15 protein-coding genes are annotated in these 16,509 nt (G+C 62.8%); 5 read left to right on the top strand and 10 right to left on the bottom strand.

The features are described from left to right. Positions 1 to 27: 27 nt before the first annotated feature. Together LMTR13_RS22590 and LMTR13_RS22585 are read right to left on the bottom strand one after the other, a co-directional pair. The gene (locus LMTR13_RS22590) at positions 28 to 1,566 is read right to left on the bottom strand and encodes a L,D-transpeptidase (RefSeq protein ID WP_065729740.1); all 1,539 of its coding nucleotides are present in this window, start codon (positions 1,564 to 1,566) and stop codon (positions 28 to 30) included. Between the two features lie 410 nt (positions 1,567 to 1,976). Beyond that, positions 1,977 to 2,198, bottom strand: coding sequence for a hypothetical protein (locus LMTR13_RS22585; protein ID WP_065729739.1), 222 nt, complete (start codon positions 2,196 to 2,198; stop codon positions 1,977 to 1,979). Between the two features lie 733 nt (positions 2,199 to 2,931). On the opposite strand from LMTR13_RS22585, the gene LMTR13_RS22580 reads away from it, so the two are divergent. Beyond that, a complete protein-coding gene (locus LMTR13_RS22580; RefSeq protein WP_065732904.1) occupies positions 2,932 to 4,008 on the top strand; it encodes a fatty acid desaturase in 1,077 nt (358 codons plus the stop codon). Between the two features lies 1 nt (position 4,009). Here LMTR13_RS22580 and LMTR13_RS22575 read toward each other — a convergent pair whose 3' ends face one another. Next, on the bottom strand, positions 4,010 to 4,960 hold the full coding sequence (locus LMTR13_RS22575) for a LysR family transcriptional regulator (protein WP_065729738.1): 951 nt from the start codon (positions 4,958 to 4,960) through the stop codon (positions 4,010 to 4,012). 113 nt (positions 4,961 to 5,073) lie between these two features. Here LMTR13_RS22575 and LMTR13_RS22570 point away from each other — a divergent pair, with 113 nt between their 5' ends. The 4 genes from LMTR13_RS22570 to LMTR13_RS22555 all read left to right on the top strand — a co-directional run bounded on the left by LMTR13_RS22570 (position 5,074) and on the right by LMTR13_RS22555 (position 7,415). Then, the gene (locus LMTR13_RS22570; protein ID WP_065732903.1) at positions 5,074 to 5,883 is read left to right on the top strand and encodes an SDR family NAD(P)-dependent oxidoreductase; all 810 of its coding nucleotides are present in this window, start codon (positions 5,074 to 5,076) and stop codon (positions 5,881 to 5,883) included. Between the two features lie 76 nt (positions 5,884 to 5,959). Then, positions 5,960 to 6,493: a YkgB family protein gene (locus LMTR13_RS22565; RefSeq protein WP_083219142.1), complete on the top strand. Its 534-nt coding sequence runs from the start codon at positions 5,960 to 5,962 to the stop codon at positions 6,491 to 6,493. Between the two features lie 74 nt (positions 6,494 to 6,567). Next, positions 6,568 to 7,023: a carboxymuconolactone decarboxylase family protein gene (locus LMTR13_RS22560; protein ID WP_065729737.1), complete on the top strand. Its 456-nt coding sequence runs from the start codon at positions 6,568 to 6,570 to the stop codon at positions 7,021 to 7,023. A 212-nt stretch (positions 7,024 to 7,235) separates the two neighbouring features. Continuing rightward, on the top strand, positions 7,236 to 7,415 hold the full coding sequence (locus tag LMTR13_RS22555) for a hypothetical protein (protein WP_083219141.1): 180 nt from the start codon (positions 7,236 to 7,238) through the stop codon (positions 7,413 to 7,415). A gap of 177 nt (positions 7,416 to 7,592) precedes the next feature. On the opposite strand, the gene LMTR13_RS22550 is transcribed toward LMTR13_RS22555, so the two are convergent. The 7 genes from LMTR13_RS22550 to lptF form a co-directional block, all read right to left on the bottom strand. Continuing rightward, positions 7,593 to 8,651 (bottom strand): alcohol dehydrogenase, encoded by a 1,059-nt coding sequence (locus tag LMTR13_RS22550; RefSeq protein ID WP_065729735.1) that lies wholly within the window; start codon positions 8,649 to 8,651, stop codon positions 7,593 to 7,595. A 12-nt stretch (positions 8,652 to 8,663) separates the two neighbouring features. After that, positions 8,664 to 9,527, bottom strand: coding sequence for a 16S rRNA (adenine(1518)-N(6)/adenine(1519)-N(6))-dimethyltransferase RsmA (gene rsmA / locus LMTR13_RS22545; RefSeq protein WP_065729734.1), 864 nt, complete (start codon positions 9,525 to 9,527; stop codon positions 8,664 to 8,666). Continuing rightward, positions 9,524 to 10,528, bottom strand: a complete 1,005-nt coding sequence (gene pdxA / locus LMTR13_RS22540; protein WP_065729733.1) for a 4-hydroxythreonine-4-phosphate dehydrogenase PdxA — start codon at positions 10,526 to 10,528, stop codon at positions 9,524 to 9,526. Before pdxA ends, rsmA begins: the two co-directional genes overlap by 4 nt. Positions 10,529 to 10,531: 3 nt before the next feature. After that, positions 10,532 to 11,473, bottom strand: coding sequence for a peptidylprolyl isomerase (locus LMTR13_RS22535; protein ID WP_065732901.1), 942 nt, complete (start codon positions 11,471 to 11,473; stop codon positions 10,532 to 10,534). 73 nt (positions 11,474 to 11,546) lie between these two features. Continuing rightward, the gene (locus tag LMTR13_RS22530; RefSeq protein WP_418219712.1) at positions 11,547 to 14,042 is read right to left on the bottom strand and encodes an LPS-assembly protein LptD; all 2,496 of its coding nucleotides are present in this window, start codon (positions 14,040 to 14,042) and stop codon (positions 11,547 to 11,549) included. After that, complete coding sequence (gene lptG / locus LMTR13_RS22525) at positions 14,042 to 15,139, bottom strand: LPS export ABC transporter permease LptG (RefSeq protein WP_065729732.1); 1,098 nt, start codon at positions 15,137 to 15,139, stop codon at positions 14,042 to 14,044. Before lptG ends, LMTR13_RS22530 begins: the two co-directional genes overlap by 1 nt. Further along, the gene (lptF, locus tag LMTR13_RS22520; protein ID WP_065729731.1) at positions 15,136 to 16,305 is read right to left on the bottom strand and encodes an LPS export ABC transporter permease LptF; all 1,170 of its coding nucleotides are present in this window, start codon (positions 16,303 to 16,305) and stop codon (positions 15,136 to 15,138) included. The genes lptG and lptF overlap by 4 nt, the downstream gene beginning before the upstream one ends. Positions 16,306 to 16,509 lie beyond the last annotated feature (204 nt).

The following is a 16,509-nucleotide window of genomic DNA, read 5'->3' as shown; positions in this document are numbered from 1 at the left end:
TGCGGCCGGCGCGCGGCGTGTCGCGTCTTACCACGACCAGCCCGGCTGGACCTGTTGATAGTACTGCCCGCCGCGCCGGCGCGCAGTGCCAGGTTGGGGGTTCGAATTGGGCTGGAAAAAGGGGAAGAAGCCGTCTCCACCCCAGTCGTTGCCGCTTGCTATGACATCTGGCGTAGGCTGGCGCGTAATGAAGCCGCCCTGCGGCTGGTTGCTCAGCACCGCGACGAACTCGGTGCGATAGTTGGTCTCGCGGCTCAGCGGCTCGTCCGAGACGATGATCGAGGATCGCGGCAATGCGGTCGGCGCGATGCGATCGAGCACATCCTGCGGGATGGTGATGCGGTCGAGCGCGCTTTTGGCGTCATCGGCGTTGTCGATCGTGACCGCGGTCCAGCGCAGGCCCTTGTCGCTATGCGCCACCGCCGTGAAAATATGCGTGCCGATCCGCTTCTCGGGATTGCGGATCGTGACCGGAACCTCGATGGACGCATCGAACACCTCGCCGCCGCCGTCCGGCGCCGGCTTATGCGTGTTGCGCCGCACGTAAAGCTTCTGCGTCGCGCGGCTGATGTAGACCGAGACCGGCTCGAGCGCGAGCTTCGCATCGCTCGCGGCCTTGGCGGCGTCGGCCTTCCTGGTCGCGGCCGCCTTGGCGGCGTCCTTGGCCGCGGCGGCGGTGGGCTTCGACTTCGCTTCGGCCTGCGCGATATCGAGCTGCGTCCCCAGGTCCGCGGCCTTGGCGGCGGCCTTTTGTTTGAGGTCCTCGGCTCGCGCCGTGGCTTCGTCCGTCTTTGCGGCGCCGAGCGCCTTGTCGGCTAACGCAAGCTCGGTGTCGGCGCGTTTCTTGAGCCGTTCCAGCTTGCGCAGCGACGCCGTGAGCGATGCTGCCTCGCGCGCCGCTGTCACCGCGGCTTTCTTCGCCTCGTCGGCCGTCCTGGCGGCCTCCGCGGCCTCGCGGACGAGCGTCTCGGCACGCACTGGCGCGGCTGCGACAGCCTCCGCGTTTGGCACGAACAGCGCAGGGTGAGAAAACGCGACCGGCGCCGCGTCGTTCGGCGAGACGATCACCCGCATTCCGATCCGCGTCTTGTCGAACAGCTTTTCCGCAAAGCCGAAGGGCATCCGCACGCAGCCATGCGAAGCCGCATACCCGGGCAGCGGCCCGCCGTGCAGCGCGATGCCGTTCCAGGTGATGCGCTGCATGTTCGGCATCTCGGCATCGTCATACATGTTCGAGCGGTGGTCCTTGTTCTTCTCGACGACGGCGAAGACGCCGGCGGGCGTCTCACGTCCCGTGGTGCCGGTCGACACCGGCGCGCGCAGGATCCAGCCATCGGCGTCGTAGAGAGTGACCTGCTGGGTCTTGATCGACACGATCGCCATGATCGGCTCGCCTATATCGCGCGGCGCTATCTCCTCGGTGGGTGCTGCGGGGCGCGCCTGTCTCGCCGCGGCGTCGGCGGTCAACGCCGTCAGTGCGGCCATCGCCACGAGCGCCGCAATGGCGGGAGGCCCCCGGCGCCGCATCGCCACTGTGGACTGCGCCGTCGCAAATCGAGTTACCATGCCACGCCCCGGTTGAAATGCCTGTCCACGCTTACATCGATCAAGTGTCGGATTTTGGATTAACTAACCGCCGCCGTCGCCATCCACGCCGCCAATTCGCTCCCAAAGGACTATCGGCACGTTCCGGTGGTAAATCTCTCATATACGACAGCCCGCGCAGGAGGAAGGATGGCTTGTGGCTGAAATTGGCCCAAAACCGATAGGCTGATGCGGTGGCCCTGCGTCTCCCTCTTGAGGGGTGAACGGATCTGGCTCCGAGAAAAACGAGAAGGGCTCCAGCGGCGCCGGGGCCCTTCTTTGCGGGAACGGTGTCGCAGGGGAGGTGCGACATCGTACCAATTCCTGACCACCGATCGATCCAGCATCTCAGCCGGATGCTGATCTGATCGTCGCTACCGTCGAGCGCGTGTTTAGTCGCAGATACGCTCGCGGATCCTGACGCGTTCACCAAAGCGGTTGGTGCGTTCGCGGATAACGATCCGGCAGTCATCTCTGTAGTCACGGTAGTGGTGGCGATCATAGCCGGGACCAACGTAGACGCCTCCGGGGCCGACACCAAACTCGATAGCGTTGGCCGAAGTAATGGTTCCGACCGCAAGCAGTGTCGCAATCGCCAAGACAGATAGCTTCATAGTTACCTCCTCTTGTCGATCGGGACCAAAGGCTTCGGAAGGCATTCGTTCCGCCCGGAGGAGATTTTGATGACGCTCTTATCTTGGGTTCCGCCAAGGAACAATGCAGCGAGCCACCTCGTCATACGGTGACAATGCAAACCAGTTGACGTTGCGGATTCACAAGGCTTCGCCAGCAGGTCAAGTGCGCTGTGACTTCGTAATTCTGGATTCAGAATTCGCCGGAAAACGCTCCGTCCTTCAATCCGCGGCTCCCGCTGCAAAAGCCGCCAGCAATGCCTCATCCTTGCGGCAAGTCCTCAAAGCCCGCTGGCCTCGTTGATGTGGCCAAGCTCGCGCAGCGAGCCGCCACAGCCAATCAGGCGCGCGCTGATCCAGCGAGGGTAGGGCATGTGCTTATAAGTCGATTGCTGCTGCATGCCGGCGCCAGAGTCGCAAATTTCTGCCGTCCGTCGAATCCGGAAATGACCCATTAGGACATGGGTAACGCGGGGCTGCTGCAGTCCTTGACGTTCCCCCAATTTCCGTCCATATGCGGGGCAATCGACACTTGGCCGAACGACTGGGCCCGCTTTGCCTTGCTGCTGACAGGCACGCACGTTTCAGACCCTTCTCCAAAAATCGATCAACGGACGTAGATGCCGATCCATCGGTGCGTCGATCTTACGTGCACTGTCAGAAGGGGATATCTGTGCATAAGAGAATTGTGCAGTGCTCTAGCGCGCAAGAAGGCATTGGCTTCACTCAACCTCCCATTGGCAGCGATGACGTCTTCAACGCACGTCGTTGGAAGCGCATTTTGGGCAACTACAGCACCCCAATTCGGCTGCGGAGCCTGGCCGAGTTGGCGATCACGGCTTTGCCGCTCGCGATGCTGTGGACCGCGGCTTGGTTTACGTTCTCCATTGGCTATGCCTGGGCTTCATTGCTTATCGCGTTTCCGGCCGCTGGCTTTCTCTTGCGCCTGTTCATGATCCAGCATGACTGCGGTCATGGGACCTTTTTTGCCGGCCGTCTGGCGAATGACTGGGTCGGCCGCGTCATTGGCGTGCTCACGCTCACGCCTTACGACTATTGGCGCCGCACGCATGCGATTCATCATGCCACCACCGGCAACATCGACCGCCGCGGCATCGGCGATGTCGATACGCTGACAGTGCGCGAATACCGGGCCCTTTCCTGGTGGGGTCGTCTGAAATACCGTCTTTATCGCCACCCGCTGATCATGTTCGGGGTCGGACCGGCCTATCTGTTTCTTTTGCAACAGAGGATTCCGGTTGGCCTCATGCGCAATGGTTGGCAGCCCTGGGCCAGTACAATGGCAACCAATCTCGCGATTGCCGTCGTCGTCGCTGCGCTCACGTGGTTTATCGGGATCAAGGCGTTCCTGCTCGTGCATCTTCCGATTACGCTCCTCGCCGCCACGGCCGGCGTATGGCTGTTCTATGTGCAGCATCAATTCGAGCACACGACGTGGGATCGCGACGAGGGCTGGAACCTGCATCATGCCGCTCTGTACGGCAGCTCGCACTACGAACTGCCGGCGCTGCTACGCTGGTTCACGGCCAACATCGGTATTCACCACGTCCATCACCTCTCCAGTCGAATTCCCTATTACCGGCTGCCGCACGTGCTGCGCGACCACCCGGAACTGCGCGATTTCGGCCACATAACGCTCCTCGAGAGCTTTCGGTGTGTACGACTTGTGTTGTGGGACGAGGCGCAGCGCCGTTTGGTGTCGTTCCGGGAAATCAGAGCCCGGGACTGTTGGGCCCGCGGTACGGACAAGGAAGACAAGGCCGCCGCCTGAACTAGCCGGAGCGGCCAGCTCGCCCTCGCGGCTCGGCACGTTTCGGCAGATCGGCGATGCGTGCTTTGAGGCGTGGCAGCGCGAAGTCCAGGAAGGCGCGCAGCTTGACCGGCATGAAGCGATTGGGCGGATAGACGAGGCTGACGGGTATCGGCGGCGGCTCGAAATCCTGCAGCAGCAGCGCAAGCTCTCCGGATTTGACCGCTTCTGCAACCTGGTAGGAGAACACGGTTGCGATCCCCATACCCCTGCGCGCGGCCTCGTAAGTCGATTCAAGATTGTTGTTCAATACCAGTCGCGACCGCACCGGCACGACATGTTCAATTTCATTCCGTTCTCCTTTGAATGTCCATGTGGTCGGTGACTGCAACGGCACGAAGCTGATGCAGTCGTGTTTGGAAAGGTCGTCAGGAGATTTGGGCGTGCCGCGGGCCTTCAGATACGCCGGGCTCGCGCACAACATGCGGCGGATTTCTCCGATCCGGATCGCGATCAGGCTGCTGTCGGCCAGCATTCCGATCCGAAGCGCGACATCGACATGTTCCTCCACAAGGTTGGCCGGCCGGTCCAGCAGATCGAGGTGAACGTCCACCTCCGGAAACGTCGCCACGAATTCCGCCAGTACCGGCACCAGGTGCAGCCGGCTGAACGCAAAGGGCGCCGACACGATCAGCTCTCCGCGCGGTGTCGCGTACTCACCGGAGGCGGCGCGTTCGGCCTCGGCCACGTCAGCGAGAATTCGTTTTGCCGCGGCGATGTAGGAGCGCCCCGTGTCCGTCGGCACGAGCGCGCGGCTCGACCGGTTGAACAGCTTGGCGCGCAGGTGCGCTTCCAGTTCGGACACTTTTCGGCTCACGGTTGCCAGCGGCATTTTGCGCCGGCGCGCCGCAGCCGACAGGCTTCCGGCCTCCGCGACCGCCAACACGATCGACATGCCTTCGAGACGATCCATCGGGATGCTTCCATTTTTTGGAAGGATACATCTCGATTTTGCCAGATACCCATCATTTCCGGAAGGGCCTATCCATCAGCGCGAAGCAACGAACCCAACCAACGGAGATGGACATGACCCAGACCAAAGGCACTGCTCTTATTACCGGCGCATCAACCGGCATCGGCGCGATCTACGCCGATCGTCTGGCGAAGCGCGGCCACGACCTCATTCTTGTTGCGCGCAACAAGCAGCGGCTTGCATCGCTGGCGCGCCGGGTTGCCAACGAGACAGGCCGGAACGTGGAGACGGTCGAAGCCGACCTCACGTCCCCGCCGGACCTGCGGCGCGTCGAGGACATCCTCAAGACCAATGCGGGTATCTCCTTGCTGGCCAACAACGCCGGCGTCGGCGCGGCAGCCCCGCTGCTCGCTTCCGACGTCGACAAGATGGAGGACATGATCCGCCTGAACGTCACCGCGCTGACGCGGCTGGCCTATGCGGCGGTCCCGGGATTTGTTGCCCGCGGCAACGGCACGATCATCAACATTTCATCGGTTGTTGCGATCGCGCCGGAGGTGCTGAACGGTGTCTATGGCGGTACCAAAGCGTTTGTGCTCGCATTCAGCCACTCGCTCGTTCACGAGCTCGCCGACAAGGGCATCCGCGTGCAGGCGGTGCTGCCGGGCGCCACCGCCACCGAATTCTGGGATGTCGCCGGCACGCCGGTTCATCAGCTTCCGGCGCAGATCGTGATGTCGGCCGACGACCTGGTCGATGCCGCCCTGGCCGGTCTCGACCTCGGCGAGACCGTGACCATCCCGTCGCTGTCGGACAAGGCGGAGTGGGACCGTCACGAGACGGCGCGCCTCGCCATGTCGGACAGGCTTTCGAGTGCCATCCCGGCCCCTCGCTACAATTTGCGCAAGCGCGTGAATGCGTGAGCGCTCGGCCGACGCACGACAAGTCGTGCAGCCGGATATCGGATTGAAACCTTGACCCATCAAAACGGAGATTACCATGTCACGCATTATTACCCAGCTCCCGGCGCCGATCCTCGCACCGGGCTCCATCATCGGGTGGCGCGATCAAGCCGAACGCCTGCTCGTCTACGCTGAGCCGGTCAGCCGAGCCGGTCTCTATTTGTCGCTCGGGATCATCTACGCCTGGTTCGGCGGAATGAAGTTCACCGATTATGAGGCCCAGGGGCTGGTGCCGCTGGTGGAGAACAGCCCGCTCGTGAGCTGGTTCTACGCTCTGCTTTCGGTCCGCGGCTTCTCCAATTTCCTTGGCTTCGTTGAACTCAGCATCGGGCTGCTGATCGTCCTCAGACTGGCAAGCCCGATCTTTTCTGCAGCAGGTGGCCTTCTCTCGGCCGGACTCTTCGTCACCACCGTCAGCTTCATGATCTCGACGCCAGGCGTCGTGGTGCCGGAGCTCGGGCTGCCCGCGATCACGGTCGCGCCGGGTCAGTTCCTCCTGAAGGACGTCGGCCTGTTCGCGGCTTCGTTCTGGGTATTCATCGACTCGCTGAAGGCGGTTATTCGCAGGTGAGCAGCCGGTCGGCGTCTTGAGAAAAGAAAGTGACGACTTCGATTGAGCAAGAACAGTCATCAAGGAGCAAGAAAATGAGCAAGCGTCTCGACTACAACCAGATCGCGCCGGCAGGCGTGAAAGCGCTCGGCGGCGTCTACGGCTACGTCATGCAGAGCGGACTTCCTCCTGCGCTGGTCGAACTGGTCTACCTGAGAATTTCCCAGATCAACAACTGCGCCTACTGCCTCGACATGCACATGCGCGATCTGCTCAAGAAGGGAGAGAAGATCGAGAAGCTCGCGCTGGTGCAGGCGTGGGCCGAAGCCGGCAATCTCTTCGACGAGCGTGAACGCGCCGCGCTTGCATGGGCCGAGACGGTGACGCGCGTCGCCGATACCGGCGTGCCGGATCAAGCCTATCAGGCCGCCCGCGCCGTGTTCGAGGAGCGCGAGCTCGTGGACCTCACGATCGCGATTGGCCTGATGAACGCTTACAACCGCATGGCAATCAGTTTTCGCAACACGCCGCAGGCGGCGCTCGGGAAGTAGGCATTAGGCATACCACCCAGTGGCCGTGATCATCCCGGGAAGTTTGCAGGAGGCGACACGTCGCCTCTCGGCGAGGTGCCATCCTCTATTCCCGCTTTTTCCCGAAAGTGCTATCATTCAATGATCTTCGCACTCGCAAGGGCGTTGATTAGCTTTGTTCACCCTGGGGAGGTGGCGCCGTGGCTAAATTGGATGATCGCACGATTGCAAACATGGAAGTTGCGCTGGAAAAAGCCTGCCGCCGTTTTCCCAACGGCGGCGATCATGAGAGCCGCAAGTACGTCGCCCGAAAGCTGATGCAGAGTGCGGAGGAGGGAAACACCACGTTGGGCGGATTGGACGTTGTCGCGCACCGGGCCGTTCAGGAATTATCGAAGCCGAAGTCGGCATAACGGTCGCATCGCGCAAATGGATCGCTATAGTGTGATGACTCTTGGTTAGATCGATTTGGCCGCAGACTTGCTTCACCTCTCCCGCTTGCGGGGGAGGTCGGCGCGGAGCGCCGGGTGGGGGCTCTCTCCACACGGGGAGTGTCAATTGCGGAGACACCCCCACCCCAGCCCGCCGCCTCAGTTCTTCAGCACGATACGCCCAACCACCTTGCCGGCGCGCAGTTCGTCGATCCATTTCTGGACGTCGGCCATCGGCTCTTCCTTCATCGGCGTCGGCTTGATCTTGCCGGCGCGGGCGAGTGCCATCAATTCCCTGGCCTCGGCGAGCGTGCCGACCATAAAACCTTCGACGGTCATGCGCTTGTAGACCCATTGCACCATCGGCAGGCTGAAATTGCCGCCCATCAGGCCGGAGACCACGACCTTGCCGCCGCGCGCGACCGTCGCAACGGCGAACGCCATCGATTTCTCGTTGCCCGCAAAATCGACGACGCCGTCGAAGCCGCCCTCGGTCTCCTTGAGGATGCGCCTGACGATTTCGGGCTCGGCCGGATCGTACGCAACGGCTGCGCCGTTCTGCAGCGCGGTCTCGCGCGCGGCGGGGGAGAGGTCAGCGACCGTGATGTTCTGCTTGAACATCGCCTGCGCGAATGAAAGCCCCATCATGCCGACGCCGCCGAGCCCGATCAGCAAAAGGTTGCGCTGCCGCGGGCGGTCGACCAGCCGCTTCAGCGCGCCATAGGCGGTGACGCCCGAGCACATCAGAGTTGCGGCCTGGTTGACCGGCAGCGGATCGTAATCCAGCAGGTATTTGGCGTCGGGCACCAGCACGTGGGTGGCGAAGCCGCCATCGATCGAGACGCCGAGGAAACGCTGCTTGACGCAGAGGTTTTCGTCGCCATTGGCGCAGTCGCGGCACTGGCCGCAGCCGATCCAGGGGAATACCGCCTGCTTCTTTCCGATCAGCTCTTTGGAGGCATCGGGACCGACTTCATCGACGACGCCGGCGATCTCGTGGCCGAGGGTGAACGGCAGCGTCATGCCGCGCGTGGTGTCGAGCCGCTTGCCGCCGCCGAGATCGGCATAGCCGTCCTGGATGTGCAGGTCGGAATGGCACAGTCCGCAACGCTCGATGCGGACGAGAACTTCGCGGCCTTGCGGCTTCGGCGTGTCGACGATGGTTTCGCACAAGGGCGCATCGAATTTGACGAGGGATTGACGGACCATTCGCGCCATGGCGTTCACTCCTTAAACGTTCGATTTTATGTTTCGTATATCGGTCAATTCACGGGCCATGGCAACAAAGCCCGAGATCGGAATGGTTTCGGCGCGCCTTGTCGCATCGATATGCGCGGCTTCAGCGAGCCGCGCCGGATCGACCGAGAGCGATTTCAGGCTCTGCCGCAGCATTTTGCGGCGCTGGCCGAAGGCCGCGGCCGCCACCTGTTCGAGGGCGCGGCGGTCGCAGGTTTCAGGGGCATCACGCGGCACCAGCCGCACCACCGAGGAGGTGACTTTTGGCTGCGGCACGAACGCGGCGGGGGAGATGTCGAACAGGATTTTCGTTTCCGAGCGCCAGTTGGCGAGCACCGCGAGCCGGCCGTAGGCTTCGTCGTTCTCTCTTGCGACGATGCGCTCGGCGACCTCGCGCTGAAACATCAGCACCATCATGTCGTACCAGGGCGGCCATGGCTCGATCGAGAGCCAGTCGACCAGAAGCGCGGTGGCGATATTGTAGGGCAGGTTGGCGACGATTTTGGCCCGCTCGCCGCCGAGCATCGGGCGCGGATCGAAGCGCTGCGCGTCGGCATGCACGATCTCGAGCCGGCCCGGATAACGTTTGGCGATGTAATCGAGCGGCGCCAGCGCGCGCTCGTCGCGTTCGACGGCGATGACGCGCTTGGCGCCGAGCGCCAGCAGCGCACGCGTCAGGCCGCCGGGGCCGGGGCCGACCTCGATGATGGTGGCGCCTTCGAGCGGGCCCGCGGCGCGCGCGATCCGCGCGGTGAGGTTGAGGTCGAGCAGAAAATTCTGGCCGAGCGATTTGCGGGCCGACAGGGAATGTTCGCGGATGACCTCGCGCAGCGGCGGCAGATCGTCGATCGCGCTCATGAAGGTTTCGTCGTCGCCATGCGCGCGGCGAGCCGCAGCGCCGCGGCGAGACTCGACGGGTTGGCCTTGCCGGTGCCGGCAATGTCGAAGGCAGTGCCGTGGTCCGGCGAGGTGCGGATGAATGGCAATCCCAGCGTGACGTTGACGGCGTCGTCGAACGCAATCGTCTTGATCGGGATCAGCGCCTGGTCGTGATACATGCAGATGGCGCAATCATAGGTCTTGCGCGCCGCGGCGTGGAACATGGTGTCGGCGGGCAGCGGGCCCCGGGCATCGATGCCTTCCTTGCGCAGCATTTCGACCGCTGGCGCTACGATATCGATGTCTTCGCTGCCGAGCGAGCCGTCTTCGCCGGCGTGCGGATTGAGGCCGGACACCGCAAGGCGTGGACGGGCAAGGCCGAAATGGGCCTTCAGATCCGTGACCGCGATCCGGGCCGTCGTGACAATCAGCTCGCTCGAGAGCTGGGCCAGCGCCTCGCGCAGCGAAAGATGGATGGTCACGGGAACGACGGCGAGGGCCGGTGACCACAGCATCATCACCGGCTGCGGCACGCTCGCGCCATCGGCGGCAAGCTCGGCGAGAAACTCGGTGTGGCCGGGATGGCGGAATCCGGCGCGGTACAGCACGCTCTTGGCGATCGGGTTGGTGATGATGGCGCCGGCTCGTCCTGTCCTGACATGGTCAACCGCTTGGCGAATCGAGGCGAGCGCTGCGGTCGCGCTGGTCTGGTCGGGCTGTCCGGGGCGCGCGGTTGCGATTTCGCCGGTTGCGACCACGGGCAGGGCCTTTGCAAATGCCGCGCCCGCTTCCTCGGGTACGGCGTCAGCGAGTTCGACCGACAATCCCAGGATTTTCGCCCGCTCAGCGAAGAAGGCGCGATCGCCGAGCAGGTAAAACGGTGGGAGGTCCAGCTCACCGCGCCGCCGCCACGCTTCAAGGGCAATGTCGGGGCCGATGCCCGCGGGCTCGCCGGATGTCAGCGCGAGGGGCTTTGCCATGCATCAACGATATTCGATCATTGCGGCCTTGCGGATGTCAGCCAGATAAGCCTTCGACTTTGCCTCGTACTTCTGCGAGTACATCTTTTCCCGGATTTCCCGCTTCTTCGGCGTGTCGATCTTGGTCGGCTTGCGGTCGCACAATGCCACCATCTCCACGCCCTGTTTGGTGATCTCGGGCGGGGTCAGGCGACCGATCGGCGTCTTGTCGAGGAGCTCGCGAAGCGGGCCGGGAATGTCGGCCGAAGTCTTGGTGATGATGCCGCGGACCGCGGCATTCCGCATTGATTTGAAGTAGGTGTTGGCCTGCTCGCAGCTCTGGACGCGCTCGCGCAAGGACTCCGCCTCCTTGCGCCGCAAGTCGATCGCGCTTTGCGCCGAGCCGCGCGGCACGATCAGCACGATCGGCTGCAGCCTGTATTCGAACGCGTCCGCTTGGGTCGGTTCACCGCTTTGCTGGGCGGCGTCGGCAACGTCTTTCTCGCCGACCTGAAGGCTCTCCTTGAAACGGCCGCGCACCAGGCTGCCCCAGACCATCTCGGCCTTGAGGCGGGCCTTCAACGTTTCCGGCCGGACACCCTGGCTCTCCAGGGACTTGGTTAATTGATCGGGCGAGATACGCATCCGCTGGCTCATCCCGGCAAAGGCCTGATCGATATCGCTCGCCGAAGGGTCGACGCCAAACCGCTTGGCTTCCTTGATCTTCACCTTTTCGTCGATCAGTTCCTCGATCACCTCTTTCCGCGGCATCTGCTTCCGCGTGGTCAGGAAGTTGAGCTTGGTGCGCTGCTCGATATCGAGGCTGGTGATGGGCTCGCCGTTCACCATCACCACCACGGACTGCGCTTGCAGCGGTGAAGCGCCACCAGCCAGCACGGCAAGCGCGACGGCGCCGCCGGCAATCAGAGACCAAAATCGGCGAGGAAAGAGCTTAGTGATCGTCATGGTCATGTCAGCCGTATCAACCAATTCGTACCGCGTTCTCGCTGGGTACTCTCCGGCAAGGTCGGGCCTCACGCTACTGAATGCCGCTGCTGCCGGCCGATGAGGACGAATTCGCAATGGTCCGCAGGCCGATCTGCACCATGAAAGCGTGATTGAGCACTGGCGGCGTCGTCCCGGCGGAATAGGTATAGGACGTGACGTAGTTGGCGGCCAGCACGAAGCAATCGTCCACATAGCCGGCGCCGATGATGTACTGGTTGAGCTTGTTGGCTTCAAGATCCCAGCGCGCGGCTCCCGAAACGACCCAGTTCGACGCCACCTTGATGGATGCGCTGCCGAGCAAGCCTTCGCGCCTGGTCAGGTACCCGAGTTCCGGCTGGGCGGCATAGTTGCCGTACATCATGCTGACCGACCAGCGGTCGAACGAGGCGCGTCCCTCGGCTTCAAAGCGATTGACGTTCGCCGTCGCTTCGTCCATGCGCGAGCGCACGCTGAACGTATAGGTCCGGTTCGGCGAATAGTTGACGCGGGCGACGTAGTCGGAGCGGGTGTTCTGCAGGCCGGATTCGAGGCCGGTGTTGGTCGGGTCGGCCACAGCGAACGAATTCAGCCCGAATAGCTGGTAGGACTGACCGAACAGCACGTTGATGCTGCCGCCGCGGTCGAATTGCGTGGTCGCCTGGACGCCGACATTGGCGCGGCCGCCACCTTCGACGCGGTCGTAGCCGGAGAACTTGTCGACCGCGAACAGGTTGCTGGCGTCGAACACCATGCTCTGCGCGTCTTCGTTCGGCAGCCGTCCGGCAAAGGTCTCGTTGGGACGCGCGATAATCTGCGCGATCGGCTCGATCGTGGTGGTGCCCCAGGGCTGAACGTTGATGAAGGGGTAGCGATATTCGAGGCCGACCGTGGGCATCAGGCGGACCGCCTGAGTGTCGCCGACCGGCAGGAAATTCGAAACGCCGGGCTGGTTCGAGATCGAGGCGTCGATCGCGTCGGCGCGCATGATCGCAAACGGCGTCCAGATCTGACCGATCGGATCGGTGAACGAGCGCCGCCACTGCGCTTCCGCCGTCAGCCGCGTGTAGGTGCCGGGCATGCCGCGCAGCAGGCACTGCGAGGGAATCCGGGCCAGCGGATCGGCCGATGCGGTGAGGCACAGGCCGTTGGTGTTGGCCAGTGTCGTGATCGGGTCGAACGCCGCGGTCGTGCGCGACAGGCTGGTGAAGTTCGTCTTGTAGCTGACCTCACCGCCGAGAATCGGGTGGTTGATCACGTTGGAATAGTCGACGACCGGATGAATCACCGGAACCTTGTCCTGGTTGCCGGAGAAGGAAAGGTAATGGATCGTGCGCGCGTCGAAGAAGCTGCGATTGCCGACACCGGTCAGATAGAGCTGCGAAATAGCCTCCGTCGGCAGACTCAGGAACGAGCCCAGCGGATCTCTGTATTGGGCCAGCCGGTAGTCAGAGAAGAAGTAATAGTCCGACAGCAGGACACCGTCCCAACCCCAGACCCATTTGTCGTTCAGGGCGAACTGGCCCTTGGTGTCGACGCCGCCGCGGAATTCGCGGTCGCCGGGCTGACCGATGAACGCGTCGCGGTCGAGCTGATTGATGCCGTAGGCGCGGATCTGATACGAGCCGTTGATCAGGCGCTGGCGGAATTCGCCCTGGAGCAGCACGCCTTGCCGCGTCGTGAAGCGCGGGTTGAAGGTCGCGTCATAGTCCGGCGCGATCGCCCAGTAGAACGGGGTCTCGACACCGTAGCCGTAGGTCGAAACCGAGCTGTAGGCCGGCATCAGGAAGCCGGTCTTGCGCTTGACGGTCGGATCGGGCGTCGAAAAATACGGCAGATACGCCATCGGCACGCCGAAGAATTCGAGCTGCGCGTTTTCGAAGTACAGCATCTTGTCGGTCTGGTCGTGGATGATGCGCGCACCCTTGACCTGCCACAGCGGCGGCTTCTTCGGATTGTCCTTGCACGGCGCGCAGGCGGTATAAACGCCGTTTTCGAACACGGTGTAATTGCCGGCGGAACGGTCGGCGCGCGTCGCCGCCATGCGCGTGTCGTCAGCCGTATCGACGCGCAGCGAGTCGACGAAACCGTCACGATAGTCGTCGCTCAGATCCATGATGTTGGCGTAGGTGACTTTGCCTTCCGCGTCGGTCAGGCGGATGTTGCCTTCCGCATGCAGCCGCTTGGTCTTCTGGTCGTAAATGACCTTGTCGGCCTCCACGCTGGTGCCGTTGTAGAACATCTGCACGTTGCCGACCGCCGACACGCGCTGGTTGTTGTAGTCGTAGTCCACCTCGACCGCTTGCACGAGCATCCGGCCGTCATTGTTGACGGGGCGCGGCGCCGGCTTGGGCGGGCGCGGGTTGTACGTGAAGCTTTGCGCCGCGGCGGGAGCCGTGAGGGCAAGCTCGATCGTGCCGCCGAAAACCAACCCGGCGAGCAGGGCAAACATAGGTACGCCAACGGCGGCCAAGCGGGCTCGATAGCGGCGCACGGTGGTGCGCCGCCTGAACGCAGGCGACCTCAACTGGCGGGCGGCGACAACGGCCACTACCCGTCCTCCTGGTACAACAAGGCCAAAAAGCCGGTGAGGCCGCCCACACAGACGGGCAACCACGCCGCAGCGATGGGATGCATCAACTCAGCCTTGCTCAAATCCTCAGTAACTTTCGATAGAACGTAGAGCAGAAAGCCCGCGCCCACGCCACTTAAAACCATCTTTTGCACGCCGCCCATCCGGAAGAAGCGAAGGCTGACGGAAGCCGCCAACATCACCATTGCAGCCAGCAAAAACGGCTGTGCGATGAGCTTATGGTACTGCAGACGGTAGCCTGCGGTCGCGAAGCCGGAGCTTTCGGAAGAGCGGATATAGCCAGGCAGTTGCCAAAAAGACACGGTTTCGGGGGTGGAGAAACTGTTGCGAACCTGGGCCGGCGTCAGGGTAGTTGAGAGGTAATAGTTCTCTTGCTCAACCGGAGGTTTATCCAGGGAGTATCTTCGTACCGATTTGAACGCCCAGCGGCCTTCCTCAAGGGAGGCCTCGCGCGCTTCGATTCGCTCCTTGAACTGCAGATCGGTATCGAACCGGAACACCGTCAGCCCCGTCAGCCGGACGCCCTGCTGTTCGCTGCGCGCCGCATTGATGATCGACTGGCCGTCGCTGTTGATCTGGTTGAGCCAGAAGCCGGATGCATCCTGGATGCCGCCGCCGGGGGCTGAACCGAACAGTTCGGCTTCCATCCGCTTGGACAGTTCGCGCAGGTTCGCCGACATCGGGTTGTAGGCAACCGTCGCCAGGGTGCCGAGAATGATCGAACTCGCCAGCGCCGGAGATATGAACTGCCAGGCGGATACGCCGGCCGCACGGGCCACCACCAGCTCCAGCCGCCGCGACAGCGCGAGATAGCAGGTCATCGCGCCGATCAGCACGCAGAACGGCATCAGCTTTTCGAGCAATTGCGGTACCCGGTACAGCGACGTCTGCGCCACCGTGATCGCGGAGGCCGATGCCAGCCCGGAGGTCTTGCGGACCATTTCGATGTAATCGACCAGCACGAGCAGCACGAAAATGCTCGCAAACACGCCCACCGCCGAGATCAGGAAGCGGCCGGCAAAGTATCGCCCGAGCGTGTTGGTCATCATGCTCATGCGGTGGCGGGCCGTCCAAAGAGCCGCGCAAGCCGTGCGTTCGATCGGTTGATGGCCTCCATCAGTGCAGCCGGCGGCTCCACCACGACGCCGCCGACAATCATCCAAAGCCCGACGCCGATCGCACCGAACAGCATCGAATACTGCACGAGAGCCATGCTTGGCGTCTTCACCGTCATCACCGAGCAGGCGAATCCCGCCATGCGCAGGCCGAACACCGCCAGGATGGACCCACCGATCGAAAAATTGCGGCTCTGGCGCGTGGTGCGCGGCGTGCCGAGGAAGGCAAACGTCAGCACCGCGAAGGCAAAGGGATAGACCGGCGCCAAAAAGCGGTCATGCAGCTCGGCGTGAAACTGTCCGGACAATTGCTTGAAAACCGGATCGTCCTCCGAGGGCGAGATCAGCTCCCAGAGATAGCGTTCGCGAATCCCAAGTGCGACGTCGCGGCCGCGATTGGAGAACTTGGACATGTCGAAGGCGTAACGGACAAACGCCACAAAGGTCGGATCGCGCTTTCCCGTCTCGAAGCGTTCGAGGTTGCCGTCCTCCAGCACGAGATAGGAGCCGGTCTCGTTCTTCAACACCGTACCGTGGTCGGCAATGATGGTGATGCGCTCCTTGGGATCGCGGCGGTCGTCGACGAAGATGCCGGCGAGCACGCCGCCCGGCTGCCGCTCCCGAATCCGGATCGTCAGGTTCTGGTCGAGCTGGGCGAAGCGGCCAGGCTGCAGGATATTCGTCAGCACGTCGGCGGTGATCTCGGCGTCCCATTGCTTGATCCGGCGCATGCCGTCGGGGGCAAGATAGGAGCCGATGAAGGCAACCATCAGCGCCACCACGCAGGTGGCATAGAAAAACGGGCGGAACAGCCGGAGTGGCGAGAAGCCGGCGGCGTTCATCACGATGATTTCGGAATCGGTGGCGAGCTTGTTCAGCGTGTGGGAGATCGCGATCATCAACGCGATCGGGGCGATGATCAAAACCAGCGCCGGAATCACTAGGCTGGTGATGCCGAGAAAGGTGACGATGGTCTGGCCCTGGCTGGTCATCAGGTCGATGCCGCGCAACGCCTGCGTAATCCAGATCACGCCGGTGAGGCTGACCAGGACAAGCGCAAACGACGCGAGCGTCGTGCGGAAAATGTACCTGTCGATCGACCCCATCGTTACCGCGCGATCCCACCTTGCACGCCCAAAGGGCAGCCTCCGACCAATCCCTTTTGAGGGTTCCCATTGGTCGGGCCGCCAATCGTCAGTCGTCTACATTCTCACTACCATCCCTTTGATCCGTCAACAAAATGGCCGGGCCGTGGCGTCCCCTCAATACCGTTAATAATTCGCCTCATGTGGCGTTCCAGCCACTGCGGC

Source organism: Bradyrhizobium icense (assembly GCF_001693385.1).
Lineage (GTDB): Bacteria > Pseudomonadota > Alphaproteobacteria > Rhizobiales > Xanthobacteraceae > Bradyrhizobium > Bradyrhizobium icense.
This window is presented reverse-complemented; position numbering and strand designations above follow the sequence as displayed.

Coding starts and splice junctions, on each gene's coding strand:
- LMTR13_RS22565 (WP_083219142.1), top strand. CDS start 5,960: ATGTCACGCATTATTACCCAGCTCCCGGCGCCGATCCTCGCACCGGGC.
- lptF (WP_065729731.1), bottom strand. CDS start 16,305: ATGGGGTCGATCGACAGGTACATTTTCCGCACGACGCTCGCGTCGTTT.
- LMTR13_RS22585 (WP_065729739.1), bottom strand. CDS start 2,198: ATGAAGCTATCTGTCTTGGCGATTGCGACACTGCTTGCGGTCGGAACC.
- LMTR13_RS22575 (WP_065729738.1), bottom strand. CDS start 4,960: ATGGATCGTCTCGAAGGCATGTCGATCGTGTTGGCGGTCGCGGAGGCC.
- LMTR13_RS22535 (WP_065732901.1), bottom strand. CDS start 11,473: ATGACGATCACTAAGCTCTTTCCTCGCCGATTTTGGTCTCTGATTGCC.
- pdxA (WP_065729733.1), bottom strand. CDS start 10,528: ATGGCAAAGCCCCTCGCGCTGACATCCGGCGAGCCCGCGGGCATCGGC.
- LMTR13_RS22555 (WP_083219141.1), top strand. CDS start 7,236: ATGGAAGTTGCGCTGGAAAAAGCCTGCCGCCGTTTTCCCAACGGCGGC.
- LMTR13_RS22550 (WP_065729735.1), bottom strand. CDS start 8,651: ATGGCGCGAATGGTCCGTCAATCCCTCGTCAAATTCGATGCGCCCTTG.
- rsmA (WP_065729734.1), bottom strand. CDS start 9,527: ATGAGCGCGATCGACGATCTGCCGCCGCTGCGCGAGGTCATCCGCGAA.
- LMTR13_RS22570 (WP_065732903.1), top strand. CDS start 5,074: ATGACCCAGACCAAAGGCACTGCTCTTATTACCGGCGCATCAACCGGC.
- LMTR13_RS22560 (WP_065729737.1), top strand. CDS start 6,568: ATGAGCAAGCGTCTCGACTACAACCAGATCGCGCCGGCAGGCGTGAAA.
- LMTR13_RS22590 (WP_065729740.1), bottom strand. CDS start 1,566: ATGGTAACTCGATTTGCGACGGCGCAGTCCACAGTGGCGATGCGGCGC.
- lptG (WP_065729732.1), bottom strand. CDS start 15,139: ATGAGCATGATGACCAACACGCTCGGGCGATACTTTGCCGGCCGCTTC.